Annotated in this window: 29 protein-coding genes; 16 read left to right on the forward strand and 13 right to left on the reverse strand. The window is 69.6% G+C overall.

The genetic code is table 11. The features are described 5' to 3' along the window. Positions 1 to 10: 10 nt before the first annotated feature. The 3 genes from SK224_RS15620 to SK224_RS15630 are packed head-to-tail and all read right to left on the reverse strand — an operon-like array spanning position 11 to position 3,156. Entirely contained in the window at positions 11 to 1,177 is a 1,167-nt protein-coding gene (locus SK224_RS15620; RefSeq protein WP_320435558.1) for a hypothetical protein, read from the reverse strand. 45 nt (positions 1,178 to 1,222) lie between these two features. After that, on the reverse strand, positions 1,223 to 1,903 hold the full coding sequence (locus SK224_RS15625) for a response regulator (protein WP_320435559.1): 681 nt from the start codon (positions 1,901 to 1,903) through the stop codon (positions 1,223 to 1,225). After that, positions 1,900 to 3,156, reverse strand: coding sequence for an ATP-binding protein (locus tag SK224_RS15630; protein ID WP_320435560.1), 1,257 nt, complete (start codon positions 3,154 to 3,156; stop codon positions 1,900 to 1,902). The genes SK224_RS15625 and SK224_RS15630 overlap by 4 nt, the downstream gene beginning before the upstream one ends. Positions 3,157 to 3,262: 106 nt before the next feature. Here SK224_RS15630 and SK224_RS15635 point away from each other — a divergent pair, with 106 nt between their 5' ends. Beyond that, positions 3,263 to 4,669 carry a cation:dicarboxylate symporter family transporter gene (locus SK224_RS15635; RefSeq protein WP_320435561.1) on the forward strand — a complete coding sequence of 469 codons (1,407 nt, stop codon included), beginning with the start codon at positions 3,263 to 3,265 and terminating at the stop codon, positions 4,667 to 4,669. A 78-nt stretch (positions 4,670 to 4,747) separates the two neighbouring features. Here SK224_RS15635 and SK224_RS15640 read toward each other — a convergent pair whose 3' ends face one another. Continuing rightward, positions 4,748 to 4,951, reverse strand: a complete 204-nt coding sequence (locus SK224_RS15640; RefSeq protein ID WP_309732380.1) for a hypothetical protein — start codon at positions 4,949 to 4,951, stop codon at positions 4,748 to 4,750. Between the two features lie 330 nt (positions 4,952 to 5,281). Between SK224_RS15640 and SK224_RS15645 the strand changes: the two genes are divergently transcribed. From SK224_RS15645 to SK224_RS15655, 3 genes are all read left to right on the forward strand, one after another. After that, entirely contained in the window at positions 5,282 to 7,561 is a 2,280-nt protein-coding gene (locus SK224_RS15645) for a polyribonucleotide nucleotidyltransferase (RefSeq protein WP_320435562.1), read from the forward strand. A gap of 218 nt (positions 7,562 to 7,779) precedes the next feature. Next, entirely contained in the window at positions 7,780 to 8,805 is a 1,026-nt protein-coding gene (locus tag SK224_RS15650) for an aldo/keto reductase (protein ID WP_413816797.1), read from the forward strand. Between the two features lie 59 nt (positions 8,806 to 8,864). Beyond that, positions 8,865 to 9,467 carry a histidine phosphatase family protein gene (locus tag SK224_RS15655; RefSeq protein ID WP_320435563.1) on the forward strand — a complete coding sequence of 201 codons (603 nt, stop codon included), beginning with the start codon at positions 8,865 to 8,867 and terminating at the stop codon, positions 9,465 to 9,467. 88 nt (positions 9,468 to 9,555) lie between these two features. Here the strand turns inward: SK224_RS15655 and SK224_RS15660 are convergent, their stop codons facing one another. The 3 genes from SK224_RS15660 to SK224_RS15670 all read right to left on the reverse strand — a co-directional run bounded on the left by SK224_RS15660 (position 9,556) and on the right by SK224_RS15670 (position 10,946). Further along, positions 9,556 to 9,951: a hypothetical protein gene (locus tag SK224_RS15660; RefSeq protein WP_320435564.1), complete on the reverse strand. Its 396-nt coding sequence runs from the start codon at positions 9,949 to 9,951 to the stop codon at positions 9,556 to 9,558. 112 nt (positions 9,952 to 10,063) lie between these two features. Beyond that, entirely contained in the window at positions 10,064 to 10,477 is a 414-nt protein-coding gene (locus tag SK224_RS15665) for a hypothetical protein (protein WP_320435565.1), read from the reverse strand. 1 nt (position 10,478) lies between these two features. Then, complete coding sequence (locus tag SK224_RS15670; protein WP_320435566.1) at positions 10,479 to 10,946, reverse strand: GNAT family N-acetyltransferase; 468 nt, start codon at positions 10,944 to 10,946, stop codon at positions 10,479 to 10,481. 37 nt (positions 10,947 to 10,983) lie between these two features. Between SK224_RS15670 and dapB the strand changes: the two genes are divergently transcribed. After that, positions 10,984 to 11,796, forward strand: a complete 813-nt coding sequence (gene dapB, locus SK224_RS15675) for a 4-hydroxy-tetrahydrodipicolinate reductase (protein ID WP_320435567.1) — start codon at positions 10,984 to 10,986, stop codon at positions 11,794 to 11,796. Then, positions 11,793 to 12,239 carry a hypothetical protein gene (locus SK224_RS15680; protein WP_309732371.1) on the forward strand — a complete coding sequence of 149 codons (447 nt, stop codon included), beginning with the start codon at positions 11,793 to 11,795 and terminating at the stop codon, positions 12,237 to 12,239. Before dapB ends, SK224_RS15680 begins: the two co-directional genes overlap by 4 nt. A 3-nt stretch (positions 12,240 to 12,242) precedes the next feature. Here SK224_RS15680 and SK224_RS15685 read toward each other — a convergent pair whose 3' ends face one another. The 4 genes from SK224_RS15685 to SK224_RS15700 all read right to left on the reverse strand — a co-directional run bounded on the left by SK224_RS15685 (position 12,243) and on the right by SK224_RS15700 (position 14,657). Beyond that, on the reverse strand, positions 12,243 to 13,148 hold the full coding sequence (locus SK224_RS15685) for a TIGR01777 family oxidoreductase (RefSeq protein ID WP_320435568.1): 906 nt from the start codon (positions 13,146 to 13,148) through the stop codon (positions 12,243 to 12,245). After that, complete coding sequence (locus SK224_RS15690; protein ID WP_320435569.1) at positions 13,141 to 13,566, reverse strand: OsmC family peroxiredoxin; 426 nt, start codon at positions 13,564 to 13,566, stop codon at positions 13,141 to 13,143. The genes SK224_RS15685 and SK224_RS15690 overlap by 8 nt, the downstream gene beginning before the upstream one ends. A gap of 91 nt (positions 13,567 to 13,657) precedes the next feature. After that, positions 13,658 to 14,227 carry a DUF4395 domain-containing protein gene (locus SK224_RS15695; protein ID WP_320435570.1) on the reverse strand — a complete coding sequence of 190 codons (570 nt, stop codon included), beginning with the start codon at positions 14,225 to 14,227 and terminating at the stop codon, positions 13,658 to 13,660. After that, positions 14,220 to 14,657, reverse strand: a complete 438-nt coding sequence (locus tag SK224_RS15700) for a TlpA family protein disulfide reductase (RefSeq protein WP_234073236.1) — start codon at positions 14,655 to 14,657, stop codon at positions 14,220 to 14,222. The genes SK224_RS15695 and SK224_RS15700 overlap by 8 nt, the downstream gene beginning before the upstream one ends. Positions 14,658 to 14,750: 93 nt before the next feature. On the opposite strand from SK224_RS15700, the gene thyX reads away from it, so the two are divergent. Continuing rightward, on the forward strand, positions 14,751 to 15,491 hold the full coding sequence (thyX, locus tag SK224_RS15705) for an FAD-dependent thymidylate synthase (protein WP_309732364.1): 741 nt from the start codon (positions 14,751 to 14,753) through the stop codon (positions 15,489 to 15,491). Here thyX and SK224_RS15710 read toward each other — a convergent pair whose 3' ends face one another. Then, complete coding sequence (locus SK224_RS15710; protein WP_320435571.1) at positions 15,492 to 15,983, reverse strand: DUF6578 domain-containing protein; 492 nt, start codon at positions 15,981 to 15,983, stop codon at positions 15,492 to 15,494. Between the two features lie 36 nt (positions 15,984 to 16,019). On the opposite strand from SK224_RS15710, the gene SK224_RS15715 reads away from it, so the two are divergent. Next, entirely contained in the window at positions 16,020 to 16,784 is a 765-nt protein-coding gene (locus SK224_RS15715) for an SDR family NAD(P)-dependent oxidoreductase (RefSeq protein WP_320435572.1), read from the forward strand. Position 16,785: 1 nt separating this feature from the next. Here SK224_RS15715 and SK224_RS15720 read toward each other — a convergent pair whose 3' ends face one another. Continuing rightward, positions 16,786 to 17,325: an NUDIX hydrolase gene (locus tag SK224_RS15720; protein WP_320435573.1), complete on the reverse strand. Its 540-nt coding sequence runs from the start codon at positions 17,323 to 17,325 to the stop codon at positions 16,786 to 16,788. A 321-nt stretch (positions 17,326 to 17,646) separates the two neighbouring features. Here SK224_RS15720 and dapA point away from each other — a divergent pair, with 321 nt between their 5' ends. The 8 genes from dapA (at position 17,647) to SK224_RS15760 (ending at position 25,484) form a co-directional block, all read left to right on the forward strand. Beyond that, positions 17,647 to 18,624: a 4-hydroxy-tetrahydrodipicolinate synthase gene (dapA, locus tag SK224_RS15725; RefSeq protein WP_320435574.1), complete on the forward strand. Its 978-nt coding sequence runs from the start codon at positions 17,647 to 17,649 to the stop codon at positions 18,622 to 18,624. Between the two features lie 93 nt (positions 18,625 to 18,717). Then, positions 18,718 to 20,394: a ribonuclease J gene (locus tag SK224_RS15730; RefSeq protein ID WP_137419079.1), complete on the forward strand. Its 1,677-nt coding sequence runs from the start codon at positions 18,718 to 18,720 to the stop codon at positions 20,392 to 20,394. Between the two features lie 24 nt (positions 20,395 to 20,418). Beyond that, on the forward strand, positions 20,419 to 20,913 hold the full coding sequence (locus SK224_RS15735; protein ID WP_320435575.1) for a GNAT family N-acetyltransferase: 495 nt from the start codon (positions 20,419 to 20,421) through the stop codon (positions 20,911 to 20,913). Positions 20,914 to 20,969: 56 nt separating this feature from the next. Then, complete coding sequence (locus SK224_RS15740; protein WP_320435576.1) at positions 20,970 to 23,669, forward strand: DNA translocase FtsK; 2,700 nt, start codon at positions 20,970 to 20,972, stop codon at positions 23,667 to 23,669. Positions 23,670 to 23,696: 27 nt separating this feature from the next. Further along, positions 23,697 to 24,281: a CDP-diacylglycerol--glycerol-3-phosphate 3-phosphatidyltransferase gene (gene pgsA / locus SK224_RS15745; RefSeq protein WP_320435577.1), complete on the forward strand. Its 585-nt coding sequence runs from the start codon at positions 23,697 to 23,699 to the stop codon at positions 24,279 to 24,281. Between the two features lie 7 nt (positions 24,282 to 24,288). Then, positions 24,289 to 24,813: a CinA family protein gene (locus SK224_RS15750; protein WP_320435578.1), complete on the forward strand. Its 525-nt coding sequence runs from the start codon at positions 24,289 to 24,291 to the stop codon at positions 24,811 to 24,813. A gap of 140 nt (positions 24,814 to 24,953) precedes the next feature. After that, positions 24,954 to 25,262, forward strand: coding sequence for a helix-turn-helix domain-containing protein (locus SK224_RS15755; protein WP_137416575.1), 309 nt, complete (start codon positions 24,954 to 24,956; stop codon positions 25,260 to 25,262). After that, positions 25,263 to 25,484 (forward strand): DUF3046 domain-containing protein, encoded by a 222-nt coding sequence (locus SK224_RS15760; protein WP_320435579.1) that lies wholly within the window; start codon positions 25,263 to 25,265, stop codon positions 25,482 to 25,484. It abuts the gene before it with no gap. The last annotated feature ends 172 nt before the right edge of the window (positions 25,485 to 25,656 follow it).

A 25,656-nucleotide genomic window follows, 5' to 3' on the forward strand; every position in this document is an offset into this window, starting at 1 on the left:
GAAACGCGGGTCAGTACCAGCCGGTGGCCTGCGAGTGGCCCCATGCGCCGCAGGGGGAGCCGTAGCGGCCCGAGATGTACGACAGGCCCCAGTTGATCTGGGTGGCGGCGTTCGTGCGCCAGTCGGCGCCTGCACTCGCCATCTTGTCGCCCGGCAGCGACTGCGGGATCCCGTAGGCGCCGCTGGAGGGGTTGAGTGCGTCGGCGCGCCAGCCGGACTCCCGGTTCCACAGCGACACGAGGCACGCGAACTGATCCTGCCCCCAGCCGTAGGCGCCGATCGCCCCGCGCGCGTACTCTCTGGCGCCCGCGGGGTCGACGACGACGGCACCGCCGGATGGAGGGACGGGCACCGGGGGCGCCGGGGGAGCGGGCGTGCCGGGGGACGGGGATGTGGGTGCCGGATTCGCCGGTTGCGCCGCGACCTGATTCGCCAACCGGTACCGACGCTCCAGGTCTGCCGTGGTGCCCTTGAGGGTCGCCAACTGCGCGTAGAGGGTGTCGGCCTGCGTCGTCAGCTCCGACACCGCGGTGGCCTCCGCATCCGCGGCCGATTGCGCGTCCGCGGCGGCGCGCTCGGCCGCCGCGGCGGCGTCTTCGCGCGCGGTGCGTGCGAGCGTGGCCTGATCATTGAGCGTTGCGAGGACGTTCGCCGCCCCCTGTGCTCGCGCCGCACGGCCTGCCCAGGCCGCACCCACGGTGTCGAGCAGGCCGAGCCGGTCGAGTAGGTCGTCGGGATCGGCGGCGCTCAGCAGTCGTGCGGCCAGCGGTCCGTCGGACTGCAGCCGGTACATGGAGGACGCGAGCGCTCCGGTGCGGGCACGCTCGGCCTCGGCCTCCGCCTGCGCGGTGGCCACCTGCTCATCGAGCGCTGCGGAGCGCTGCGCGGCGTCGTCCGCGCGTCGGCGGGCATCTTCTGCGATGCGCGCGGCATCCAGCGCCGCGGTGGCCGCGGTGGCGCTGCGCTCTTGGGCGGCGTCGAGCTCGGCCTCGATGCGGGCGACGAGCTCGGCTGCGGCCGCCTGATTGTTGCGCGCGTTCTGCACGTCGTTCCAGGAGGGGGAGTCGGCTGCCTGAGCGGGCGCGGCGGACCCGGCGAGCAGGGCGACGATCGCGACGGCGACAGCGAGCACGGCCGGGCGCAGCGCCCGAGGGCGTGGCGAGCGCTCGACGGTCATGCGCACCACGCTATTGCGTCACAGGCGTCACACCAACCCCACGAGTCACACCGACCAGCGGTACTCGCTCTCCGGGCGGCCCGGGCGACCATGGCGTGCACGTCGTTCGGCGGCACCGATCTCCACGAGGTGTTCCAGGTAGCGGCGGGCCGAGACGCGCGACAGACCCAGCAGGCGCGCCGTCTCGACGGCCGAGAGCGCCTGGCCCTCGCGGAGCGCGCGGCCCACCGCATCCAGCGTGTCCGGCGAGATGCCTTTCGGCGTCACCGGGATCGGGGCCGTGCGACCGGCCCCGAGCAGCGCATCGATCTCGGCCTGTGTCGCCCGCCCACGCGGAGTGCGCAGCTCGCGTGTCTGCGCGTACTGCTCGAGCCTCTCCCGGAACACGCCGAAGGTGAACGGCTTCACGAGGTACTGCACGACGCCGAGACTGGCAGTGGCACGCACGGTCTCGGCGTCGCGCACGCTGGTCACCGCGATCACGTCCACCGTGCTGCCTGCGGCCCGGATGCGGCGCAGGACATCCAGGCCGCTCGCGTCGGGCATCGTCATGTCGAGCAGAACGAGGTCGACGGCCGGTCGGGGTGCAGGGCCGATGAGCGCGCGCAGCGCGGCCGCCGCTCCCGCGCACAGTCCGCTCACTTCGAAACCGTCCAGGCGGCCGACGTACTGCCCGTGCAGCTCGAGAGTCAATGCGTCGTCGTCGACGACAAGGACCCGGATCATGCCCGCCCTTTCAACACGAGGACGAAGCGGGTCGGATCGGCAGCGTCGATGCGGATGCTGCCGCCCGACGCCGTCACGATGTCACGCACGAGCGCCAGGCCGACGCCGCGACCCTCCGCCCCCGCGGGTTTCGTGCTGAATCCCATCTCGAACACCCTCTCGCGCATCTCCGCGGGCACGCCGGCACCCGAGTCGGCCACCGTGAGGATCAGGTCCCGCCCCGACCGCGTCATCGTGAAATCGACGGTGCGCGGCGTGGGGCCGGCGGCCGCCGCATCCACGGCGTTGTCGAGCAGGTTACCCACGACCGTGACGGCGTCGACGGCGGAGAGCACCGAGCGGGGCGCGTCGGGAGCGATCTGCGTGCGCAGCAGCACCCCGCGCTCGGCCGCCTGCGACACCTTGCCGAGCACCAGGGCGCCCACGGTTGCGTCCCCTTCGGTGCGCGCCGTGACCTGATCGACCAGCTCCTGCGAGGCCTGGGCGGAGTCGGTGAGCAGAGCGATCGCCTCCTCTCGCCGGTCCATCTCGAGCAGGGCGACGGCGGTGTGGATGCGGTTGCCGTGCTCGTGCGTCTGCGCCCGCAGCGCCTCGCCGAGGGTGCGCATCGACTCGGCGCTCGAAAGCGTGTCGCGGATCTCGGATGCGGCGAGGTCGCCCGTCACGCGTCGCGCCTGTCCGCGCGCGAGCACCGCACCGACCAGGCCCGCGGCAAGCACGATGAGCGCGACCGCCAGCGCGAACGGCAGCCGGGCGGCGATCCCGTCGCCGATGCTGCCCAGCGTCACCCCCGCCGACACCCACCCCACGACCTCGTCGCCCTCGGTGACGGGGGCGATCGTGCGCACCGAGGGGCCGAGTGTCCCCGCGCGCTCCTCGGTCAGCGACTCAGGGGATGCGGGGATCGTGCCGATGTAGCGCTCGCCGATCCGGGCGGGATCGCGGTGGGTGAAGCGCACGCCGTCGGGCGACATGATCGTCACGAAGTCCAGATCGCTGGCGGCCATGACCGACTCCGCGAACGGTTGGAGGACGGCGGAGGGGCTGGTGGAGGTGACGCCGCTTCGAACGAACGGGTCCTCGGCGAGAGTGCGCGCGACGATCTGTGTCACGCGCTCCGCCTCGGCGCGTTCCGCGCGCTGCGCGTCCAGCACGAGCACCGCGCTGAGCACGGCCGCCGCCGCGACGGCAGCGGCGGCGATCAGCAGGAACAGGCGCGTGGCCGCGCTCGTCGGGAACTTCGTCGGTCTCACCGCATCCTCCGTGATCAATACGACCACAACTCGACCCCGTCCGTCAGCGGGCGTGAAGGTACGAGCGTGGCCACGATGAGGCGGCCCGATCGAGAAGGAGACGATGATGGCTCTGCGACTTCCCCGCACGACGACGGTGACCCTGCCGCGGCTGACACGCCGCCCCGGTCGCAAGAAATGGGACAAGCACACCTGGTTGTACGTCTCGGTGATCATCGCCGTGGTCGCCGGCGCCGTCGTGGGGCTGACCTTCCCGGAATTCGCGGTGGGCCTGAAGCCGCTGGGAACGGCGTTCGTGTCGCTCATCACGATGATGATCGCCCCCATCATCTTCTGCACGATCGTGGTGGGCGTGGGATCCATCGCCAAGGCGGCGACCGTCGGCAAGATTGGTGGCCTGGCCCTGGTCTACTTCCTCGGCATGTCGACCTTCGCGCTCGCGATCGGTCTCGTGGTGGGCAACATCATCCACCCGGGCGAGGGGCTGGACATGTCCGGTTCGACCTACCAGGCGACGGGCGAGGCGACCTCCACGGTCGACTTCCTGCTGCACATCGTGCCCGAGTCCTTCTTCGCGGCGTTCACCGGCGGCAGCGTGCTGCAGGTGCTCTTCATCGCGCTCCTGGTCGGCTTCGCGCTGCAGGGACTGGGGGAGAAGGGCAAGCCGATCATGACGGCTGTCACCCACCTTCAGACGCTCGTGTTCCGCATCCTGGGCATGATCCTCTGGCTCGCACCCGTCGGCGCGTTCGGCGCCATCGCCGCCGTCGTCGGCTCGACCGGTGTCGCCGCGATCCTCGGACTCGGTCTTCTGATGGTCGCGTTCTACATCACGTGCTTCGTCTTCATCGCCGGCGTCCTGGGCTCGCTTCTTTATGCGGTTGCCCGGGTGAACATCTTCTCGCTCATGAAGTACCTGGGCCGCGAGTACCTGCTGATCGTCGGTACGTCGTCGTCGGAATCCGCACTTCCCCGGCTCATCGCGAAGATGGAGCACCTCGGCGTCTCGAAGCCGGTCGTGGGCATCACGGTTCCCACCGGCTACTCCTTCAACCTCGACGGCACCGCGATCTACCTGACGATGGCCTCGCTGTTCATCGCGACGGGCATGGGCGCTCCGATGTCGATCCCCGAGCAGATCGGTCTGCTCGTGTTCATGATCATCGCCTCGAAGGGCGCTGCGGGCGTCACGGGGGCGGGACTGGCGACCCTGGCCGCCGGCCTGCAGACCTACCGCCCCGACCTCGTCGGCGGGGTGGGCATCATCGTCGGCATCGACCGCTTCATGTCGGAGGGGCGTGCGGTCACGAACTTCACCGGCAACGCGGTGGCGACCGTGCTGATCGGCACCTGGACCCGGCAGATCGACAAGGCGCGAGTGCGCGAGGTTCTCTCCGGTGCCCGCCCGTTCGACGAGTCCACGCTGACCGGCGGACACAGTGCGGATGCGCGAGAGACGGCGCCCATCGCAGCGCAGGCGGATGCGGGGGAGATGGCGACCAGTACCCGCTGAACGACGCAGAGGGGCGCCGCGCCCGCGCGGGGGCGGGGCCCCCCACGCGATGCGTGCCGCGCCCCTCTGCGTCGCGTGTCAGCCCTCGATGCCCTGCTCGAAGCCGTCGAAGCGCATCTCGCGTTCGAGCTGCGCCTGCAGCTGGGCCTCTTCGCGCGGGTCAGGGGTCTCGGGGGTGCCGTCGAGCAGCCCGTCCTCGACGAGCTGCTCCTCGCCGGAGGCAGCGGGCTCGGTGCCGGGCTCCGCGTCGCGGTCGGAGCCGGGGGTGGTGTCGTGGGTCATGACGTGTCCTCTCGTCGGTTCCGCTGGCGCGGCTGTGCGTTCCACGATAGGCGGCGTCGACCGGCGTGAGAACAGGTTGCCCTGGTAGGCTGAGGCGGATCGCTCTCTGCGATCGCCAACTCCATACGAGTTCACGGAGCAGGCCGGCGGGAAGCTGGTCCCCTGTGGTGGGTTCCTCGTCGTGCCTCGCACGCCGGGTGGTCTTCTACTGGTGGCCAGCGCAGGCTCTCTGCAGTCATGCCGCGCGCCCATAACCGCAGCCCTGCTCCTTCGCATGTCCGCTCGTCGCCCACACGGGGTGGCGAGCCTAAACAAAGAAGGAGGGACCTCTTGGAAGGTCCGGAAATCACCGCCGCCGAAGCCGTTCTCGACAACGGCCGATTCGGCACCCGCACTGTCCGGTTCGAGACCGGGCGACTGGCGCAGCAGGCACAGGGTGCCGTTGCCGCCTACCTCGACGAGGAGACGATGCTCCTCTCGGCCACGAGCGCCGGGAAGCACCCTCGTGAGGGCTTCGACTTCTTCCCGCTGACCGTCGACGTCGAGGAGCGCTCGTACGCCGCCGGCAAGATCCCCGGTTCGTTCTTCCGTCGTGAGGGACGCCCCTCGACCGAGGCGATCCTGGTCTGCCGCCTGATCGACCGCCCGCTGCGCCCGTCGTTCGTCGACGGCCTGCGCAACGAGGTCCAGATCGTCGTCACGGTGCTCTCGATCGCGCCGGGCGAGTTCTACGACGCGCTGGCCATCAACGCCGCATCCCTGTCGACGCAGATCTCGGGTCTGCCGTTCTCCGGTCCGATCGCCGGCGTGCGCCTCGCGCTCATCCCGGGTCACGGCGAGCACGCCGACCAGTGGATCGCGTTCCCGAAGGCCGAGCAGCTGCAGGAGGCCGTCTTCGACCTGATCGTCGCCGGTCGCGTCCTGGAGGACGGCGAAGTCGCGATCATGATGGTCGAGGCCGAGGCCACAGAGCACAGCTGGGACCTCATCAAGGCCGGTGCCACCAAGCCCAGCGAGGAGATCGTCGCGCAGGGTCTCGAGGCCGCCAAGCCCTTCATCAAGGAGCTCGTCGCGGCGCAGAACGTCGTGGCGAACACCGCGGCGAAGGAGATCCAGCCCTACCCGGTCTTCCCGCCCTACAGCCAGGAGACGTACGACTTCGTCGCCGAGCGCGCCTATGACAAGCTCGTCCCGATCTACCAGATCGCCGACAAGCAGGAGCGTCAGAACGCGGACGACGCGGTGAAGGATGCCGTCAAGGCAGAGCTCGTCGCCGCGGTCGAGGCCGAGCAGCTTCCCGCCGTGGCGACGCTCGAGTTCTCCGCCGCGTACAAGTCGGTCACGAAGAAGATCGTGCGCGGCCGCATCCTCGCCGAGGGCGTCCGTATCGACGGACGCGGTCTGGCCGACATCCGTGCGCTCGACGCCGAGGTGCAGGTCATCCCGCGCGTGCACGGTTCGGCGATCTTCCAGCGCGGTGAGACCCAGATCCTGGGCGTCACCACGCTGAACATGCTCAAGATGGAGCAGCAGATCGACTCGCTGAGCCCCACCACGAGCAAGCGCTACATGCACCACTACAACTTCCCGCCCTACTCGACCGGTGAGACCGGTCGTGTGGGCAGCCCGAAGCGTCGCGAGATCGGTCACGGCTTCCTGGCCGAGCGCGCCCTCGTTCCGGTGCTGCCCAGCCGCGAGGAGTTCCCCTACGCGATCCGCCAGGTCTCCGAGGCTCTCGGCTCCAACGGTTCGACGTCCATGGGCTCCGTGTGCGCCTCCACCCTCTCGCTGCTCAACGCCGGTGTGCCGCTGCGCGCCCCGGTCGCGGGTATCGCGATGGGTCTCGTGTCCGACGAGGTCGACGGCCAGACGCGCTACGCCGCGCTGACCGACATCCTCGGTGCCGAGGACGCGCTGGGCGACATGGACTTCAAGGTCGCCGGTACGAGCGAGTTCGTCACGGCCATCCAGCTCGACACGAAGCTCGACGGCATCCCGTCGTCGGTCCTCGCGGCAGCTCTCACCCAGGCCAAGGACGCGCGTCTGACGATCCTCAACGTGCTCAACGCCGCGATCGACGCTCCCGACGAGATGGCGCCCACCGCGCCGCGCGTCATCAGCGTGCAGATCCCCGTCGACAAGATCGGTGAGCTGATCGGCCCGAAGGGCAAGACGATCAACGCGATCCAGGACGAGACCGGTGCGCAGATCTCCATCGAGGAGGACGGCACCGTCTACATCGGCGCGACCGACGGCCCCTCCGCCGAGGCCGCCCGCGCCCAGGTGAACGCGATCGCCAACCCGACCAACCCCGAGGTCGGCGAGCAGTTCCTCGGCACCGTCGTGAAGATCGCCACGTTCGGCGCCTTCATCTCGCTGCTGCCCGGCAAGGACGGACTGCTGCACGTCAGCGAGGTCCGCAAGCTCGCCGGTGGCAAGCGCGTCGAGAACGTCGACGACGTGCTCAACGTGGGTCAGAAGCTGCTGGTGAAGATCACGAAGATCGACGACCGCGGCAAGCTGTCGCTCGAGCCGGTGCTCGAAGAGGCGGCCGACCAGGAGGGTCGCGACGCGGCCAACCCCGGTCCGGAGGCGCCCGCGGAGGGCTGATCCCCGAACGCCGCTGAGGCCCCCGTCGCGATATCGCGGCGGGGGCCTCAGCGGTTCGCGCGGAGGCCGTGACAAAAGAGTTATGCAATGTTTATCGATCTGTCGCCGTGGCGGGATCCGGTGACCGCGCGCTCACTTACTGTCTAAGTACGCGTCGAGCCACGCGGGAGTTCCACGGATTCCGCGTTCCGCGACACGAGAATGCGGAAGGGGTGCGCGTGAGAATCTTCGGAATCGGCACGGCGACGCATCCGGCCGCGCCGACGGATGTGGCCGAGATGCATCCTTCGGCCCCTATCCCCGTGCAGGGCCCCGGCGTCGGCGCCGGCATCCGTATCGACCTCGGCGAGAGCGGACAGCGCATCTTCCCCCTCATCCTGGGTGGGGCGGAGTTCGGGTGGAACGTCGACATCGACACGAGCCACACGATCCTCGACGCGTACGTCGAACGCGCGGGCAACGCCGTTCACACCGCGGACAGCTTCGCGGGCGGGCGCAGCGAGCACATCATCGGAGAGTGGCTGCGCAAGCGCCGCGTGCGCGATGACCTGGTGCTCATGACCCGGGTCGGCGCGCATCCTGACCACCCGGGCCTCGGCCCCGTCAACCTCATCCGCTCGGTCGAAGCCTCGCTCGTGCGTCTCGGCACCGACCGCATCGACGTGCTCTACATCGACGGCACCGCAGGAGTCGGCTCGCTCGAGAACACGCTTGCGACGCTGGAGTGGCTGATCGAGGCCGGCAAGGTGCGGGCCATCGGCGCGTACGGTTTGCGCGCGGAGCAGCTCGTGGAGGCGCGCATCCTCTCGTCGGCAGGGCTCCCGCGGTTCACGGTGCTCGACGTGCCCTACAACGTGTTGCGCCGCAAGGACTTCGACGGCGACCTCCGCCTCGTCGCCGGTGCGCAAGGTGTCGCGGTGACGCCCTCGCATCCGTTGGAGCACGGATTCCTCGCCGGCGCCCGGCGTACACGCGACAAGGCCGTCACCTCGGTCCGAGCGGCCCAGCTGGCCGGCAGCCTGACCAAGCGCGGCAGTCGCACGCTGAAGGCCCTGGATGCGGTGGCGGCGGAGTTCGGTGTGCCGGTGTCGGCGGTCGCGGTGGCCTGGCTGCTCGCGCAGCGGATCGTCGCCGCACCGATCGCGAACGCCTACGCGCCCGCTCACGTCGAAGAGGTGTTGCAGGGAGTGGGGCTCCGTCTCACCCGCAGTCAGCTGTCGGAGATCGCGCGCGCGTCGGAGTAGCGGGTTAGGGTGGATGAGACGCCGATGAGGCGTTCGACCTACTCGACGGAGCGACAGGCGTGACTCACTACATCTACCTTGTCCGCCACGGCGAGCATCAGGATGCGGAGCACGGCATCGACGACGGACCGTTGTCGCCGCGTGGTCGCCGCCAGGCTGAGCTGCTGGCCGACCGACTCTCGGGCGTTCCGTTCGATGCCGTGTGGCACTCGCCGCTCGTGCGCGCCGCGGAGACGGCCCGCGCGGTCGCCGAGCGCATGCCATCCATCACGCCGGAAGCGTCCTCATTGCTGTTCGACTGCGTACCGACCGGGATGACGGACGAGACCCCGGCGGTCTTCGAGCCGTTCTTCGGCGGTATCACGGAGGCCGCGGTGGATGCGGGTCGAGCGCAGATGGCCGATGCCCTCGCCGCTTTCCTGGTGCGCAAGCAGGGCGACGTGCACGAGCTGATCATCACCCACAACGCGGTGATCGGGTGGTTCGTGCGCGAGGTGCTGGGCGCGCCGGACTGGCGCTGGATGACGCTCAATCAGGCCAACGCGGGGCTCACGGTCATCGCGCAGCGCCACGGACGTCCGTGGACACTCGTCTCGCACAACGACCTCGCCCACCTGCCGTTCGAACTGCGTACGGGCCTCCCCGAGGTCCCGCCCGTCTGACGTTCGGGCACTCGGCCACGGCCGGTCCGGGGGTTCGGACGCTGGCGCGACAAGGCAGCAGCCGTTGTGTTCGAGCGGCGCGTCCGTGCTATCGGCGCGCAGGGCTCGTCGTTCTCAGGAAGCGGCGCGCTGCTTCACGCACGCGAGCGGTCAGTTCTTCGGCTCCACCGCCCATTCCGGTGTCGCTGAGGTCGAAGTCGTCGTCGAGCTCCGCCAGCCGGTCCAGTTCATCCGAAGAGCTCTCGTGGCTGAAGGTGTCGTGAACCCAGCGCGTCAGGTCGCGCTCACTCGTCTGGCCGGACAGAAGTGCCCGACACAACCAGCGCGCTGCGAGCAGGCGTGCGTCCGCATCCGTGTCATCGAGGCCTTCCTCCTCCGACAAACGGTCGATGAGCGCCTCGATCGCGAAAGGGCTCTCATCCGGCGGTGTCCCTGCCAGCTCCGCAAGCGCGGCGCTCTCCGAGCCCGCGAGGAGGGCCTTCACAGCAGCATCCACGAGCACCCGGCGACGTGCACGCCTCCGACGCGCCACCAGGCGATCGCTTCGGCAAGAAACGGGGGCTCTGAAGCCGGTGAGCCGGCCACGACGTCATCGTTCAATCGGGATCCTCGGGTCGCCAGGCGTCGACACGGCCCACGGCCGCCCGCCATCCCCAGACCTGGACACGTGAACCGATCCCGGTATCCCGGAAGTTGTTGGGCAGGGATGTGGGCGTGACCGGCGCGTTGGCGGTGACCTCAAATCCGCCCTCACGGAAGAGCGCCGTGCCCACGAGTGCCTGCTCCACGACGGTCAAGCCCGCGACATCCGGGGCCGTCGGGGTGTGGGCGCCGCGCCACGGCAGGACGCCCGCGATGAACGACACCCGGCTGCCCACGCCCGATCGGCGCAGGTCCACCACGTGCAGCGCACCCCAGAGGCCGTCCGTCCGGGGGATCGCGATGACGTCGCCCACCTCGAGGGACACGGTCGTCTCCGGAACGAACGGGAACTCCGAGGGTCGCGCCACGTCACAACGCCTTGCCGTACCAGCGCGTCGCGTTCTGGTTGTCGTTGTACGGCTCGATGGCGGTGAAGCCGCTGCGAGCGTAGAGCGACCCGGCGGCCTCGAGCGAGTGGTGCGTGTCGAGCACGAGCTCTGCGGCCCCGAAGGCCCGGGCCCGCTCCTCGAGCTCGGTGACGAGGAGACGACCGCCGCCGCTGCCGCGCGCCTCGGGCCGGACGAAGAGGTGCTTGAGTTCGTAACGCGTGCCCGTGGGCCCGTCGGGGATGCGACGGATGCCGCCGCATCCGATCGCCTCGCAGGCGTCGTCGAAGAGAACGAGGAACACGCCGTTCGGTTCCTCGAAGGCCGCGGGGTCGGGAAAGACCGTGCGGTATCCGCCGCCGGGAAATCCCTCGGCGCGACGGGCGAAGTACAGAGTGAGCAGCTCGTGACTGACGGGGTCGTCTGCGGGAAGGGCACGCAGGGTGGGCATACCGCGAGCGTAGCCGGGGTGCGCCTAGGGTGGAGACATGACGACGCGTGTGGCCATCGTGGGAGCAACCGGCAAGCTGGGAAGCATCATCCGCGGCGTGGTCGAGGGTGAAGAGGGCTTCGAGCTCGTCGCCGCCCTGTCGTCCCGCGACGACATCCAGACCATCGACGATGCAGACCTGGTGATCGACGCCTCGATCCCCGCCATCTCCATCGACGTCGTGCGCACCGCGATCGAACGCGGCAAGAACGTGCTGGTGGGCACCAGCGGGTGGTCGGCGGAGCGCATCGCGCTCGTGCGTCCCCTCGCGGATGCGGCCGACGTCGGCGTGGTGTTCATCCCGAACTTCTCCCTGGGCTCCGTGATGGGCTCGGCGCTTTCCGCCGCCGCAGCCCCGTTCTTCGATTCCATCGAGATCATCGAGGCCCACCGCGAGACCAAGATCGACTCGCCCAGTGGCACAGCGGTGCGCACCGCCGAGATGATCGCCGCCGCCCGCCACGGCACGGGCCCGGTCGAGGCGCCGCACGTCGACCAGCGTGCGCGTGGCCAGCAGGTGGCCAGCGTCCCGATCCACTCGCTACGGCGCCCCGGTGTCGTCGCGCGTCAGGAAGTCATCCTCTCGGGGGCAGGGGAGTCGCTCTCGATCGTCCACGACACGATCGAGCCGGCGTTGGCGTACGCCCCCGGCATTCGCCTCGCGCTCGCCGCCGCCCGCGACGCCCGTGGCGTTCACGTGGGGCTCGATAGCTTCCTCGACATCGGTATTCGCCTGCCCGGAACGCGCAGCACGGGCGCCGGGGTGACCGACGGCGCCGCGTCCGGCCAGATCGCCGCGACGACTCCATGAGCGCGCGCATCGGCGTCGCCGTCATGGTGGCGGCGTTCGCGCTGTACGCCGTGTTCGTCGGCCAGCGCGCCTGGCTGCTCCTGACCAGTGGGATGCCGCTGGGCGTCGCCGCGGGTGTCGCCCTGCTGGTCCTGCCGGTCATCGCCGTGTGGGCTGTCGGGCGGGAGCTGTGGTTCGGCGTGCGCGCGCAGGCGCTCGGCCGCCGGCTGGAGGCCGACGACGCACTGCCCACCGAGGCGCTGGAGACGCGGCCGAGCGGGCGCGTGCTGCGCGACGAGGCGGACGCGGTGTTCCCCGCCTACCGCCAGGACGTCGAGGAGGCGCCGGACGACTGGCGCGCCTGGTACCGGCTCGGACTCGCCTACGACGGATCGGGCGACCGGCGGCGCGCTCGCGCCGCGGTGCGCACCGCGATCCGGCTGGAGCGGCGCGACCGCGGCTGAGCGTCAGGCGGCCGGAACCGCCGCGGCGACCGCATCCTCCACCGTGGGATGCGTGAAGCGGTAACCGGTGGAGGTCAGCACCGTCGGCGAGAGGAGCACGTCGTTGGTCAGCAGCGCCTCGGTGGCATCCGCGCCGAGTGCCATGCGCACCGCCCACTCGGGGGCGCGCAGCACGTAGGGCCGGTTCATGCGGCGAGCCAGGGCGAATCCGAGGTCGTTCGCGGTGGCGTGGGTCGGCCCGGTCAGATTCACCGGACCCGTGATCTGCTCTGCCAGGATGTGGCGGATCGCCCCCACCTCGTCGGTCAGAGAGATCCACGGCCAGTACTGCGTGCCGCGCCCGATGGGCCCCGCGAGACCGAGCTTGGTGAGCAGCAGCAGGGGCTTGAGCACACCCTGCTCGTGCACGACGGGCGCCGTGCGCAGCAACGCGACCCTGGCACTCTCGCCCGCCTCACGCGCAGCCTGCTCCCACTCGACGGTGAGCCGCGAGAGGAAGCCTTCGCCCGGACCCGAGATCTCGTCCTGCGGCACCCCAGGGTTCGACCCGTAGAAGCCGACCGCGGAGGCGGAGACGAACGCGGGGGCGTCAGCGCCCAGCGACCGCAGCGCACGAGCAAGCGTGCGGGTGGGCGTGAGACGCGACCACAGCAACGTGCTCTTGTACGAGCGGGTCCACGGGAAGCGGCCGACGCTGGCACCGCTGAGCGAGACAACCGCATCCGCACCCTCGAGGGTGGCCGGATCCAGGGGCTCGGAATCCTGCAGCCACGAAACCTCGTCAGGGCTCTGCGCCGGGCGGCGCACCAGAGTCGTCACGCGCACGCCATCGGCGCGCAGCGACGCCGTCAGCGCTCCGCCGATCAGGCCGGACGCGCCGCCGACCACGACGTGGCGGGGCTCAGGCAAGCGTCGCCTCGAGCGTGATCTCGATGCCCGCGAGCGCCTGCGAGACGGGGCATCCCGTCTTCGCCTCGGTGGCGATACGGGCGAAGTCCTCGGACGACAGGCCCGGCACGCTCGCGTTGACGTTCAGGTGGCTGCCGCTGATCCCGGTACCGGGAACGAACGTGACGGATGCGGTGGTCTCGATGCTCTCGGGAGGGGTGCCGTTCTCGGTCAGTGCGTGCGAGAGCGCCATGCTGAAGCAGGACGAATGCGCCGCGGCCAGGAGCTCCTCGGGCGTCGTCACGGAGGTCGAGCCCTCGCTGCGAGCCTTCCAATTGACCGCCAGAGGGCCCTGGTTGGAGGACTCGAGGGCGACCTCGCCCGATCCCTCTGCGAGGCTTCCCTTCCAGCTGGTGCTGGCTTCGCTGGTGACACTCATGGTCGTCTCCCTCCGGCCGCGTTTCGGCCCTCGGGGCACAGCGTAACCGCCGGAACTTTGCGAAGGCGTCGGTCTTGACAGCGACGCCCGCTCAGACCGCGCGGGCGGTGCCGATGATGCCCGCGCGGGCGAGCACCAGATAGAGCTGGCAGCCGAGGCAGAGACCGAACACGGCGTTCAAGAAGGCGGCGACGAACGCGGCTGCGGCGGCGATCGGCAGCGCCCAGGGCACCCCGAGAAGATGCAGCGCCAGCCCGATCACCGTGACGAACAGCCCCACGCCCTGAGCGAAGCGCGGCGGACGCGGGTCCTCGAACTCCGTCGCCGGGCGCAGGCGCGGCTGCACGAGTCTGCGGTACAGCACGCCCCATGGCGCGGTGCGCGGTGACACCACCCCCCACAGGAAGAGAGAAGCGATCACGGCCAGCAGGATGAAGCCCGGATCCGCGACACGGTAGGCCAGCACCGCTCCCAGGGGCGCTGCTGTGAACGTTCCCTCGGTCAGCGGCTGGTACGCGAACCACCCGTACGCTCCCGCGGAGGGAGCGGCCGAGGCGCCGGTGAGGCCGAGAAGGACGGCGATCAGCAGGAGTACGGCGGTGATCGATGCGGCGAAGCGGGGGCCCCTCACATCGATGCGGGCGGGCGAGCGATCAGACACGGGTCGACTCCTCGGTCACGCGGGCGAGTTCCAGCTCCACCACGTCGCGGCGGGGTGTTCCGCCGAACCGTGTGCGCACGGTGCCCCGGTGATCGAGGATGAGCGTCGTCGGCGTCTGCAGCACGCGGAAATGCTGGGCGATGTCGGTGCGATGGGTGAGATCGACGTCGAGGTGCACGACGCCTTCGCGGTCGGCGGCGATGTCGGAGAGCGTGCGGTGAACGCCGGGGCAGCGTGCGCAGAACTCGGTGCTGAACTGCAGCAGCGTCGCGACCTCGCCGAGGGCGGGAGCACCGAGACGCGCCGGATCCACCACCTCGTCGGGATCCACCCGTCGCGGCCGGTTCTGACGCCAGCGCAGGGCGAGACCGAGGCCGACAGTCGCTGCGAGGAGCGCGGCCAGCACGGCGACGGCGATGAGGGGGTCCACGACATCCCAGGCTAGACCTGCGTGCATGCGCGGGCATCGATTCCGCCCAAGATGACGCACGTACGTAACACAGGGCCGGGATACGCTGGGAGGGTGAGTGACGCGTCCAGTGCCGAGATCCAGTTCCGCAGCGACGTGACGGTCGAGCTCGTCCGTTCCAGTGCCTCCGACTCCGACGTGCTCTTCGCCGCGCGTGTGTCGACGCAGGGGGAGCAGACGCTCGAGTCCGCCGCATCCGGTGACCAGGCGACCGCGCGCGATCGCGGACTCATCAACTACCTGATGCGCGACCGTCACGGATCGCCGTTCGAGCACAACTCCATGACGTTCTACGTGCAGGCGCCGATCTTCGTCTTCCGCGAGTTCATGCGTCACCGTATGGCCTCGTACAACGAGGAGTCGGGCCGCTACCGCGAGCTGCGTCCCGTGTTCTATGTGCCGGCCCGCGAGCGCAACCTCATCCAGGTCGGCAAGCCCGGCGCGTACGAGTTCCTCGCCGGCACCGACGAGCAGTTCGAGCTCGTCGACGAGACCACCCGCGCCGCCAGCATCCAGGCCTTCGAGGCCTACCAGCGGATGCTGGACGCCGGTGTCGCCCGCGAGGTTGCGCGGATCGTCCTGCCGCTGAACATCTACTCCTCGATGTACGTCACCATGAACGCCCGTGCGCTCATGAACTTCCTGTCACTGCGCACGAAGGTGGAAGGCACCCACTTCCCGTCGTTCCCGCAGCGCGAGATCGAGATGTGCGCCGAGAAGATGGAGGCGTTCTGGACCGAGCTCATGCCGCTCACCCACGCCGCCTTCAACGCCAACGGCCGCGTCGCGCCGTGATCACTCCTCGTCGATCGTGACGAGGTAGCCCTCGAGGCGACGGCGGATCTCGCCGTCCGCCCAATCCGGTTCGGGGACCGCGAACGCGTCGCCATCGTCCTCCACCGTGCGGGTGACACCGGGCAGCGGCTCGAGTTGCGCCGTGCCGGGGGACCGTTCGGACGTCAGCACGTACGGGGTCGGTCGTGCCTCGATCGCCCATTCCGCTCCCGGCGACGAGAAGCGCGTGATCTCCGGCGCCGGCGGCTGCCGTGAAACGCGCATCATCCGATGAGCCACGGTGAGTCCCGCCACCGAGCGCACGACGCCCGAGATGTGGAGCTCGGGCTCCCGCTCGTGGTGAGTCTCGACGAACTCGGGCTCCGCCGCGGGCGCGCACAGCTCGCGCACAGCCTCGTCGGCCGCAACGACGCCGAACTCGACGCGGTCGCCCACCGCGAACGGCTCGCCGCAGCACTCCCATTCCCACGCCCACAGCAGCACGTCCACCATGGGTTCACGATAGGCGCCGGCGCGTAGGCTCGGCCCATGGCGAAGACGGCTCTCATCACCGGTGCCAGCTCCGGACTCGGCGCGGAGTACGCCAGGCAGCTCGCCGCGCGCGGCGCCGACGTCGTGCTGGTCGGCCGCGACGCCCAGGCGCTGGAATCGGTCGCCCGCGAGGTGCGCGCCGCGTCCCGTGTCCGGGCTGAGGTTCTCGTCGCGGACTTGCTGGATGCGAGGGCGCGCCAGTCGGTCATCGATCGGCTGACGGATGCCGGGCGGCCGATCGAGATCCTCGTCAACAACGCCGGATTCGGTCTTCCCCTCGATTTCGAGCGCAACGACATCGAGGACGAGGTGCGGCACCTCGCCGTGCACGTCGAGGTGCCGATGCGGCTCATGCACGCGGCGCTCGGTCCGATGCTCGCGCGCGGCAGCGGCCGCATCCTGAACATCGCCTCCATCGCCGCGTTCATCCCGCGCTCCACGTACGGCGCCTCGAAACTGTGGCTCGTGTCTTTCAGCCGCTGGGCCGATGCGTCCTATGCGCCGCGCGGCGTGACGGTCACGGCCGTGTGCCCGGGCTACACGCACACGAGTTTCCACGAGCGGCTCGGTCTCGCCCCTGGGCAGGAGGGGATCGCGGGCTGGATGTGGTTGAACCCCGCCGACGTGGTGACGCCGTCGCTGCGTGATGCGGCACGTGGCAAGGCCGTGTCGGTGCCCACTGTTCGCTACCGCGCGCTCGCCGCGCTGGCGAGCGTGGCCCCTGATCGACTCGCCGCGAAACTCGGTCGACGGGGCCGCTGAGTCAGACGAAACGGCCGAGCCGGATGCCGACGTATGCGAGCGCTGCAACGGTCTCGCCATCGCTGATGCGGCCGTCCGCGACCATCGCGAGGGCCTCGGGCAACGGCACCCGGACGACCTCGTCGATGCCTTCTTCCGCCTGGGCGAGGGCGCTATCCGGGGCGGGGGAGAGGCCGCGCGCGAGGAACACGTGCTCGGGCGCGACGGCGATCCCGTTCAGCGCGTTCATGGTGCCGAGGTGCTCCCACTCCGCCGCGACCAAGCCTGTCTCCTCGGCGAGTTCCCGCTGAGCGGCGAGGAGCGGATCCTCGCCGTCGCTGCCTCCCGCCGGCACCTCCCACGAGGGGCCGGTGGTGTAGCGCTGCATCGACACGAGACAGACGTTGTCCTCGTCGTCGAGCGCCACGATGAACACGGCGGGATGCTGCATCTCGACGACGCCGTAGATCCCCTCGCCGTCCGGGCCGGTGACGTCGTCCTCCCTCACGCGGATCCATCGGTTCTCGTAGACGACGCGGCTTGCGGACGTGTGCCAGACCATGCCGCCACCTTACGGCGGCCGGCACGGCGAACCCGTGCCACCGCGACGTCTGCACGACGGATCGGCGACTATGCGCTCGTCGTGCGCGAGGGACAGCGCGTGCAGCGCGCGATCTCGGCGACGTTGTCACGGCGGCGGATCGCCTCCCTTCAATGACGTGACATCTGCCGCCCGTTGAGTCTCCCGTTGCCCCACATGCCGCGCGGGGTCGCACCAGCCCCAGCGATCGTGCGGATGTCGCAGCATCCGCGCGCCGCCTGCGGAAGGTGATCGGCGCTCATGCGGTGGGGCCGCGGCGGCCGGAACCGATAGCCTGGGACCATGACGCACACGGGCAACCCCTTCGGACAGGTGCTCGTCGCGCTGGTCACTCCCATGACCGCCGACGGTGAGGTCGATTGGCCCGCCGTCGAGAAGCACATGGACGACGTCATCACCGCGGGAGCCGACGGCATCGTGGTGACCGGGACGACGGGGGAGACCTCGACACTGACCGACCCGGAGAAGCTCCGTCTCGTCGAGGTCGGGAAGAGCGTCGCGTCCGGCCGGGCGAAGATCATCACCGGCGGAGGTTCGAACGAGACCGCTCACGCGATCGAGCTGTACCGGGCGAGCGAGAAGGCCGGCGCGGACGGCATCATGATCGTCACGCCGTACTACAACAAGCCGACCCAGGCCGGCATCCTCACGCACTTCCGCCTCGTGGCGGACGCGACGGATCTGCCCGTCATCCTCTACGACATCCCGGGCCGCACCGGCGTGCCGATCAAGTACGAGACGATCCTGCGCCTCGCCAAGCATCCGAACATCCTGGCGATCAAGGATGCGAAGGGCGACTTCAGCGAGGTGAGCCGCGTGCTCAACCAGACCGACCTGATGTACTTCTCCGGCGACGATGCGAACGTGCTGCCGCACCTCGCGATCGGAGCGTCGGGTCTCATCGGCGTCACCGCCAACATCGCGGCCGCCCCCTACCGTGCGATCGTGGACGCGGTGAACCGCGGCGACCTCGCCACGGCGACCGCCGAGCACAAGCGACTCGAGCCGCTCGTCCGGGCCGTCATGACGCACGTGCCGGGCACCGTGAGCGCGAAGTACATCCTCCACGGCCTCGGCCGCATCTCCAGCCCCCGCGTCCGCCTGCCCCTCGTGGGGCCGGAGGAGTGGGAGGCCGCCATCATCGAGGACGAACTCGCCCTGGTGCGCGACGTCCCCGGTGCCGATTTCTCCAACTTCCGTCCCGACCGCAACGCCGCTGCCGGCGGCGCGCTGCCGAAGGTGCACGGAACCACACGCTGACAACCGCTCGCCACGAGGCGAGCCCCATAGCCCGCTCCTTCATTCAGCGGGCAGAACACGGATGCGGCGCAGGCCGCATCCGGAGAGGTACGTATGGCCAACACTGTCTACGATCCGCCCGCACTCGCTCAGGGGACGCTGCGCGTCACGCCCCTGGGAGGGCTCGGCGAGGTCGGTCGCAACATGACGATCTTCGAGTACGACGGGAAGATCCTCGTCGTCGACTGCGGCGTGCTCTTCCCCGAGGAGCATCAGCCGGGCGTGGACCTGATCCTCCCCGACTTCGCGCCCCTGCGCGACCGGCTCGACGACATCGTGGGAATCGTGCTGACGCACGGCCACGAGGACCACATCGGTGCCGTGCCGTACCTGTTGAAGCTCAAGAACGACATCCCCCTCATCGGTTCGGGGCTGACGCTCGCCCTCGTGGAGGCGAAGCTCAAGGAGCACCGGGTCAAGTCGTACACGTTGACGGTCGCGGAGGGTCAGCGCGAGCAGGTCGGGCCCTTCGATCTCGAGTTCGTCGCGGTGAACCACTCCATCCCCGACGCCCTGGCCGTCGCCATCCGCACGCCCGCAGGCATGGCGCTGGCCACCGGCGACTTCAAGATGGACCAGCTGCCCCTGGACGGCCGTCTCACCGACCTCCGTGCCTTCGCCCGCCTGGGCGAGGAGGGGATCGACCTCTTCCTCGTCGACTCCACCAACGCCGACGTCCCCGGGTTCACCCCGCTGGAGCGCTCGATCGGCCCCGTGCTCGACCAGGTCATCGGTCGCGCGCCGCGCCGGGTGATCGTGGCGAGCTTCTCGAGCCACGTGCACCGCGTGCAGCAGGTCATCGACGCGGCGGCCGCCCACGGGCGTCGGGTCGCCTTCCTCGGGCGCAGCATGGTGCGCAACATGACGATCGCCCAGGACCTCGGCTACCTCAAGGTGCCGGACGGCGTGCTCATCGACTACAAGAAGGCGCGCGACCTGCCCGACGATCGCATCGTCTACATGTCGACCGGTTCTCAGGGCGAGCCCATGGCGGTGCTCTCGCGGATGGCCAATCTCGACCACGAGATCGAGCCCGGCCCCGGCGACACTGTGATCCTCGCCTCCAGCCAGATCCCCGGCAACGAGAACGCGATCTACCGCGTGATCGACGGGCTGACCAAGCTCGGCGCCAACGTCGTCCACAAGGGCAACGCGAAGGTGCACGTCTCGGGCCACGCCGCCGCGGGCGAGCTGCTGTACTGCTACAACATCCTGCAGCCGCGCAACGTACTGCCCGTGCACGGCGAGTACCGCCATCTGATGGCCAACGCGAAGCTCGCACAGGACACCGGCATCCCCGCCGAACGGACGATCCTCGCCGAGAACGGCACGGTCATCGACCTCAAGGACGGCGAGGCTCGCGTCGTCGGTCAGCGCGACATCGGCTTCGTCTACGTCGACGGCTCCACCGTGGGCGAGATCACGGATGCAGACCTCAAGGACCGCCGCATCCTCGGTGAAGAGGGCTTCATCTCCGTGATCGTCGTGGTGGACGCCTCCACGGGGCGCATCATCACCGGACCGGAGATCCACGCGCGCGGTTTCGCCGAGGACGACTCGGTGTTCGAGGACGTCAAGCCCAAGATCGCCGCGGCGCTCGCGGAGGCGGCCGGATCGGGCGTGCGCGACACGCACGCCCTCTCGCAGGTCGTCCGCCGCACGATCGGCCGCTGGGTGAACCAGCGTCTGCGTCGGCGCCCGATGATCGTGCCGCTGGTGATCGAGGCCTGACCGCTTCATCGCTATGATCCGGGCATGCCCGCGAGCTTCCGGATCCGCCCCGCCGAACAGGCGGACGGCGTGTTCCTCGCGGACATGGTGGTCGAGGCCGCGAACTGGCGGCCCGGTGCGGCACGTCCGCGGCATGAGATCCTCGCGGCCCCGGAGCACGCCCGATACATCTCTGGGTGGAAGCGGCCGGGCGACACGGGCTTCGTCGCCGTGAGCCCGGAGAGCGACGCGATCGGTGCCGCGTGGTACCGGATGCTGCCGCGCACCGAGCCGGGGTTCGGGTACATCGGCACGGGAGTCCCGGAGCTCGTGATCGGCGTGCGCCCGCTGTGGCGCGCCCACGGGGTCGGGCGCGCCCTGCTGCAGCAGTTGGTGGCGGCGGCGCGGGCCGAGGGCTACGCGCGCCTCAGTCTCAGCGTGGAGCGCGACAACTTCGCCGCGACGCTCTACCGCTCCGAGGGCTTCGCCGTCACGTCTCCCGCCCACGGGCGCGACACCATGGTGCGTCGCCTGCGCTGAGGCGCTTCGCCGCGTGGCTACCGGCCGCTGTCGCGGGTCGGATCTACCGTGGGAGCATGGCACGCAGTACCGCCTCGACGCGTCGCGCCCCCGCGAAGGGTGGTTCGTCGCGCGCGCGCAAGCCCGAACCCGCCACCAAGCGCTATGTGGGCGAGGACGATCGACCCTCGGTCGCCGTCCGCGCCTGGATGGGACTCGCGCACCTCACCGGCGGGCTGTTCCGCACGTTCGGACCCGAGACGCTGGAGAAGGACCAGCGCCGCGACGGGTTCCCGTTCCTGCTCGTCCTTCTCGCCGTCGCCGGCGCCGTCATCGAGTGGTTCTTCATCGGCACCGAGGTCTCCGCTGCCATCAGCGCGTACTCCATCGGTGGATTGGTCGGCCGGGTCTCCTTCATCCTCCCCGTCTTCCTCGTCCTTCTGGCCGGCTGGTTGTTCCGGCATCCCGCCTCGGTGCACGACAACGGCCGTATCGGAATCGGTTTCGCGCTCTTCATCCTGACCATCGCCGGTTTCTGCCACGTTCTCGGGGGTCGCCCGCAGCCGTCGGCCGGCCTTCCCGAACTCAGCACCGCCGGCGGGCTGTTCGGTTGGATGGCGGGGGAGCCCCTCGCGCTTCTGCTCCAGCCGGTCGGCGCCGGCATCGTGCTGACCCTGCTGGCCGTGCTCAGCGTGCTCATCCTCACCCGTACGCCCCCGAATCGCATTGGTCGTCGCCTCGGCGACCTGTATGCGTGGATGTTCGGAGCCGAGCGCCAGGAGCCGGTGGAGAAGGCCGAGCCTTCGAAGGGCGCAGCGGGCTCTGTCGCCGGCGACGACGATGAGACCGAGGCGATGCCGTGGTGGCGTCGCAACAAGACCGGACGCGAGCAGGACCCCGACGAGGGAGCAGGCTCGCAGGATCTGACCGAGCTGCTGTTCACCGACACCCCGGTCGCGGGTGGGTTCGACAACGCACTCGAGCCCGCGCGTCCTGCACCCCCCCTGCCGGGTGCGCCGGATGCCCTCACCGAGGTCATCGATCCCTCGGTGATCGCCGCGGCCGAACGAGCGGTCGCGGACAGCCGCGCCGCTGCCGGCCTGCAGGACGACGGCGACTCCGGTCCGCAGCCCACCCTCGACGGCATCGAGGGCTTCGGCGGCAGCGGCGACCGCGTTCCGCCGGCGGCCTCCTACTCGCTGCCCTCGGTCGCGGCTCTCGCTGCGGGATCGGCGCCGAAGACGCGCTCCGAGGCCAACGATGCGGTCGTGCGCGCCATCATGGGCGTGTTCGAGCAGTTCAAGGTCGACGCGAAAGTCACCGGCTTCTCACGAGGCCCGACGGTCACCCAGTACGAGGTCGAGGTCGGCCCGGGAGTGAAGGTCGAGCGCATCACGGCGCTGACCAACAACATCGCGTACGCCGTCGCGTCCAACGAGGTGCGCATCCTCGCTCCGATTCCCGGTAAGAGCGCCATCGGTGTCGAGATTCCCAACACCGACCGCGAGATCGTGACGCTGGGCGACGTGCTCCGTTCGCAGAACGCGCTGCAGTCCACGCATCCGATGACGATCGGTGTGGGCAAGGACGTCGGCGGAGGTTTCGTCGTCGCCAATCTCGCGAAGATGCCTCACCTCCTGGTTGCCGGCTCCACCGGCTCCGGAAAGTCCAGCTTCGTCAACTCCATGATCACGAGCCTGCTCATGCGCTCGAAGCCGTCCGAGGTGCGGATGGTGCTCATCGACCCGAAGCGCGTGGAACTCACCTCCTACGCCGGCGTCCCGCACCTCATCACGCCGATCATCACGAACCCCAAGAAGGCCGCCGAGGCGCTCCAGTGGGTCGTGAAGGAGATGGACATGCGCTACGACGACCTCGCGTCGTTCGGGTTCCGCCACATCGACGACTTCAATAAGGCGGTCGTGGCGGGGCAGATCCAACTGCCCGCCGGCAGTGAGCGCGTGCTGAAGCCGTATCCCTATCTCCTCGTCGTCGTCGACGAGCTCGCCGACCTCATGATGGTCGCGCCGCGCGACGTCGAGGACTCCATCGTGCGCATCACCCAGCTGGCGCGTGCGAGCGGCATCCACCTGGTGCTGGCGACCCAGCGCCCGAGCGTCGACGTCGTCACGGGCCTCATCAAGGCCAATGTGCCCTCGCGCCTCGCCTTCGCCGTCACGAGCGTCACCGACTCCCGCGTCATCCTCGACCAGCCCGGCGCCGACCGGCTCATCGGTCAGGGAGACGGTCTCTTCCTGCCGATGGGCGCGTCGAAGGCCATCCGCGTGCAGGGAGCGTGGGTCAGCGAGCCCGAGATCGAGAAGGTCGTGCAGCACGTCACCGGCCAGGCTCGTCCCGAGTATCGGGCGGATGTGGCCGCGGTCACCGAGAAGAAGGAGATCGACGCCGACATCGGCGACGACCTCGAGCTGTTGCTCGCGGCGGCGGAGCTCGTCGTCGGCACGCAGTTCGGATCGACCTCGATGCTGCAGCGCAAGCTGCGCGTGGGCTTCGCCAAGGCGGGACGCCTCATGGACCTCATGGAGTCGCGCGAGATCGTGGGTCCGTCCGAGGGTTCCAAGGCCCGTGACGTGCTGGTGACGCCGGAGCAGCTGCCCGGTGTCCTGGCCCGCCTCCGCGGCGAGGACCCGCCCGCAGGCGGTGCCGTCGACGACCGCTACGGAACGGATGCGGTGCACGCACAGTTCGATGGACTCGAGGTGGTCGACGGCGACGAGGGCTCCGAGGACGCCTGGAGTCTTACCGGGCGCGACTGAACGCCCCTCGCTCGCTAGGCTCGCATCGTGGCGGTTCCCCGACAGCTTCCCAACGCGATCACGGTCGTGCGCATCCTGTGTGCGCCGGTCTTCCTCTGGCTCCTGCTCGCCGACGCAGGCGAGGGCGGTGCGATGCGATGGGCGGCGACCGTGCTGTTCATCGTGGCGATCGCCACGGACGGCATCGACGGGTACCTCGCCCGGCGCTACGAGATCGTCACCGATCTCGGCAAGCTCCTGGATCCGATCGCAGACAAGGCGCTCACAGGATGCGCCTTCGTGGGCCTGTCGATTCTCGGTGAACTGCCCTGGTGGGTCACCATCGTCGTGCTCGTTCGAGAGGTCGGCATCACGGTGTACCGCTTCGCCGTCGTCAGCGACCACGTGCTCGCCGCAGCCTGGATGGGAAAGCTCAAGACCGTCGCTCAGGCCGTTGCGCTCTCGCTGGCGCTCGCGCCATTCGCTCCGCTGGTCGGGGAGTGGATCCACGTCGTGAACACCGTCACGATGTGGATCGCCGTCATCCTCACGATCGCCAGCGGCATCGACTACGTCATCAGCGAGGTGAGGGGACGCCGAGCGCGCCGCGGGGGAGACGCGCATGTCGAATGAGCGCTTCATGGATGACAGCACCCTCGACGAGCAGACCTCGATCGTCGGCGGGCGACGTACGGACGCGGAGCACATCGTCCAGCGTCTCGGCGAACTGGGCTGGACCATCGGCATCGCCGAGTCGCTGACCGGCGGTGAGGTGTGCAGCCAGCTGGTTGCTGTCGCCGGCGCGTCGAAGGTCGTGCGCGGCGGCATCGTCGCCTACGCCACGCAGCTCAAGCAGAGCCTGCTCGGCGTCGACCCGCTCGTGCTGGAGCTCGGCGGCCCGGTGCAGGCGAAGGTGGCGCGCCAGATGGCCGAAGGGGTGCGGGAGTCGGTCGCGGTGGACGGCGCCGGCGCGGATGTCGGTGTGGCGACGACCGGGATCGCCGGGCCCACATCGTCGGACGGGCAGCCCGTCGGGACAGTCTTCGTGGCGGTGTCGACGCCGCTGGGAACGAGAGTCGAGTTGCTGCAGCTCGACGGCGATCGGGAGCAGATCCGCCAGCGCACCACGCGCCGCGCACTACGAATGGTGCTCGAGGCGCTCTGAGGGAACAGATCGGGTTACCACTGGGTTACGTTGTGCGATTCTCATCCGTCACCCAGCGGCGCGGGATTAGATTGGCCGCACGCACTGTTGTAGCGTTATGCACCCGGTGCACGACGGATTCGGTAAAAGGAGGGCTCGAAATGATCCTGGTACGTCATGAGATCGGCGAAGTCCTTCGTGAGCTCCGTCAGCAGAAGGGTCGCACCCTGCGTCAGGTCGCCAGCCGCGCGAGTGTCGCGCTGGGATATCTGAGCGAGGTCGAGCGCGGGCAGAAGGAAGCCTCGAGCGAGATCCTCGGCGCCGTCGCCGAGGCGCTGGATGTTCCCATCTCCACGATCATGCGTGAGGTCTCGGATCGGCTCTCGGTGCTGGAGGGCATCAACTCCTTCCCGGACGTCGTGCCGGACGAGCTGGTCGCGATGGCATCTCCCGAACTCTCGCTGCGCTGAATGCGCCGCAGCGAGTTCGATCGCGCCGTCCGAGACGAGTTCGGCTCGCGTGGGGCGTATCTGGTCGATGATCTGGTGCTCGCCGGTGCCGGCGACCGCACGGCCGCGCAGGCGTTGGCGGCGGGGGAGCCGACGCGCGACGTCTGGCTCGCGCTGTGCGCGGAGATGGATGTCCCGCCGAACCGCCGGTACGGAGTGGGGCGGCTCGAACCGGGTCGATGACGACGGCGTGTCGTCGAAGATCTGTTCGATTCACGCGTAGTGTTCTGCACAGACGGCGTCCGAGGGATGTCTGTCCACGGATGCGGAGTGTTCCGACGCGATGTCGGAGGCCCTGCCTACCGTGGGAGATGTCGCAACGACACGTACGCCTTGCCGCCGAAGCCGGACCCTG

It is taken from the genome of Microbacterium sp. BG28 (assembly GCF_034044005.1).
Taxonomy (GTDB): Bacteria; Actinomycetota; Actinomycetes; order Actinomycetales; family Microbacteriaceae; genus Microbacterium.

Excerpts from the sequence above, each read along its gene's own strand:
- SK224_RS15620 (WP_320435558.1), bottom strand. The coding sequence starts at position 1,177 with ATGACCGTCGAGCGCTCGCCACGCCCTCGGGCGCTGCGCCCGGCCGTG.
- SK224_RS15625 (WP_320435559.1), bottom strand. The coding sequence starts at position 1,903 with ATGATCCGGGTCCTTGTCGTCGACGACGACGCATTGACTCTCGAGCTG.
- SK224_RS15635 (WP_320435561.1), top strand. The coding sequence starts at position 3,263 with ATGGCTCTGCGACTTCCCCGCACGACGACGGTGACCCTGCCGCGGCTG.
- SK224_RS15640 (WP_309732380.1), bottom strand. The coding sequence starts at position 4,951 with ATGACCCACGACACCACCCCCGGCTCCGACCGCGACGCGGAGCCCGGC.
- SK224_RS15670 (WP_320435566.1), bottom strand. The coding sequence starts at position 10,946 with ATGCCCACCCTGCGTGCCCTTCCCGCAGACGACCCCGTCAGTCACGAG.
- dapB (WP_320435567.1), top strand. The coding sequence starts at position 10,984 with ATGACGACGCGTGTGGCCATCGTGGGAGCAACCGGCAAGCTGGGAAGC.
- SK224_RS15680 (WP_309732371.1), top strand. The coding sequence starts at position 11,793 with ATGAGCGCGCGCATCGGCGTCGCCGTCATGGTGGCGGCGTTCGCGCTG.
- SK224_RS15690 (WP_320435569.1), bottom strand. The coding sequence starts at position 13,566 with ATGAGTGTCACCAGCGAAGCCAGCACCAGCTGGAAGGGAAGCCTCGCA.
- SK224_RS15710 (WP_320435571.1), bottom strand. The coding sequence starts at position 15,983 with ATGGTGGACGTGCTGCTGTGGGCGTGGGAATGGGAGTGCTGCGGCGAG.
- SK224_RS15715 (WP_320435572.1), top strand. The coding sequence starts at position 16,020 with ATGGCGAAGACGGCTCTCATCACCGGTGCCAGCTCCGGACTCGGCGCG.
- SK224_RS15720 (WP_320435573.1), bottom strand. The coding sequence starts at position 17,325 with ATGGTCTGGCACACGTCCGCAAGCCGCGTCGTCTACGAGAACCGATGG.
- dapA (WP_320435574.1), top strand. The coding sequence starts at position 17,647 with ATGACGCACACGGGCAACCCCTTCGGACAGGTGCTCGTCGCGCTGGTC.
- SK224_RS15730 (WP_137419079.1), top strand. The coding sequence starts at position 18,718 with ATGGCCAACACTGTCTACGATCCGCCCGCACTCGCTCAGGGGACGCTG.
- SK224_RS15735 (WP_320435575.1), top strand. The coding sequence starts at position 20,419 with ATGCCCGCGAGCTTCCGGATCCGCCCCGCCGAACAGGCGGACGGCGTG.
- SK224_RS15740 (WP_320435576.1), top strand. The coding sequence starts at position 20,970 with ATGGCACGCAGTACCGCCTCGACGCGTCGCGCCCCCGCGAAGGGTGGT.
- SK224_RS15750 (WP_320435578.1), top strand. The coding sequence starts at position 24,289 with ATGGATGACAGCACCCTCGACGAGCAGACCTCGATCGTCGGCGGGCGA.
- SK224_RS15755 (WP_137416575.1), top strand. The coding sequence starts at position 24,954 with ATGATCCTGGTACGTCATGAGATCGGCGAAGTCCTTCGTGAGCTCCGT.
- SK224_RS15760 (WP_320435579.1), top strand. The coding sequence starts at position 25,263 with ATGCGCCGCAGCGAGTTCGATCGCGCCGTCCGAGACGAGTTCGGCTCG.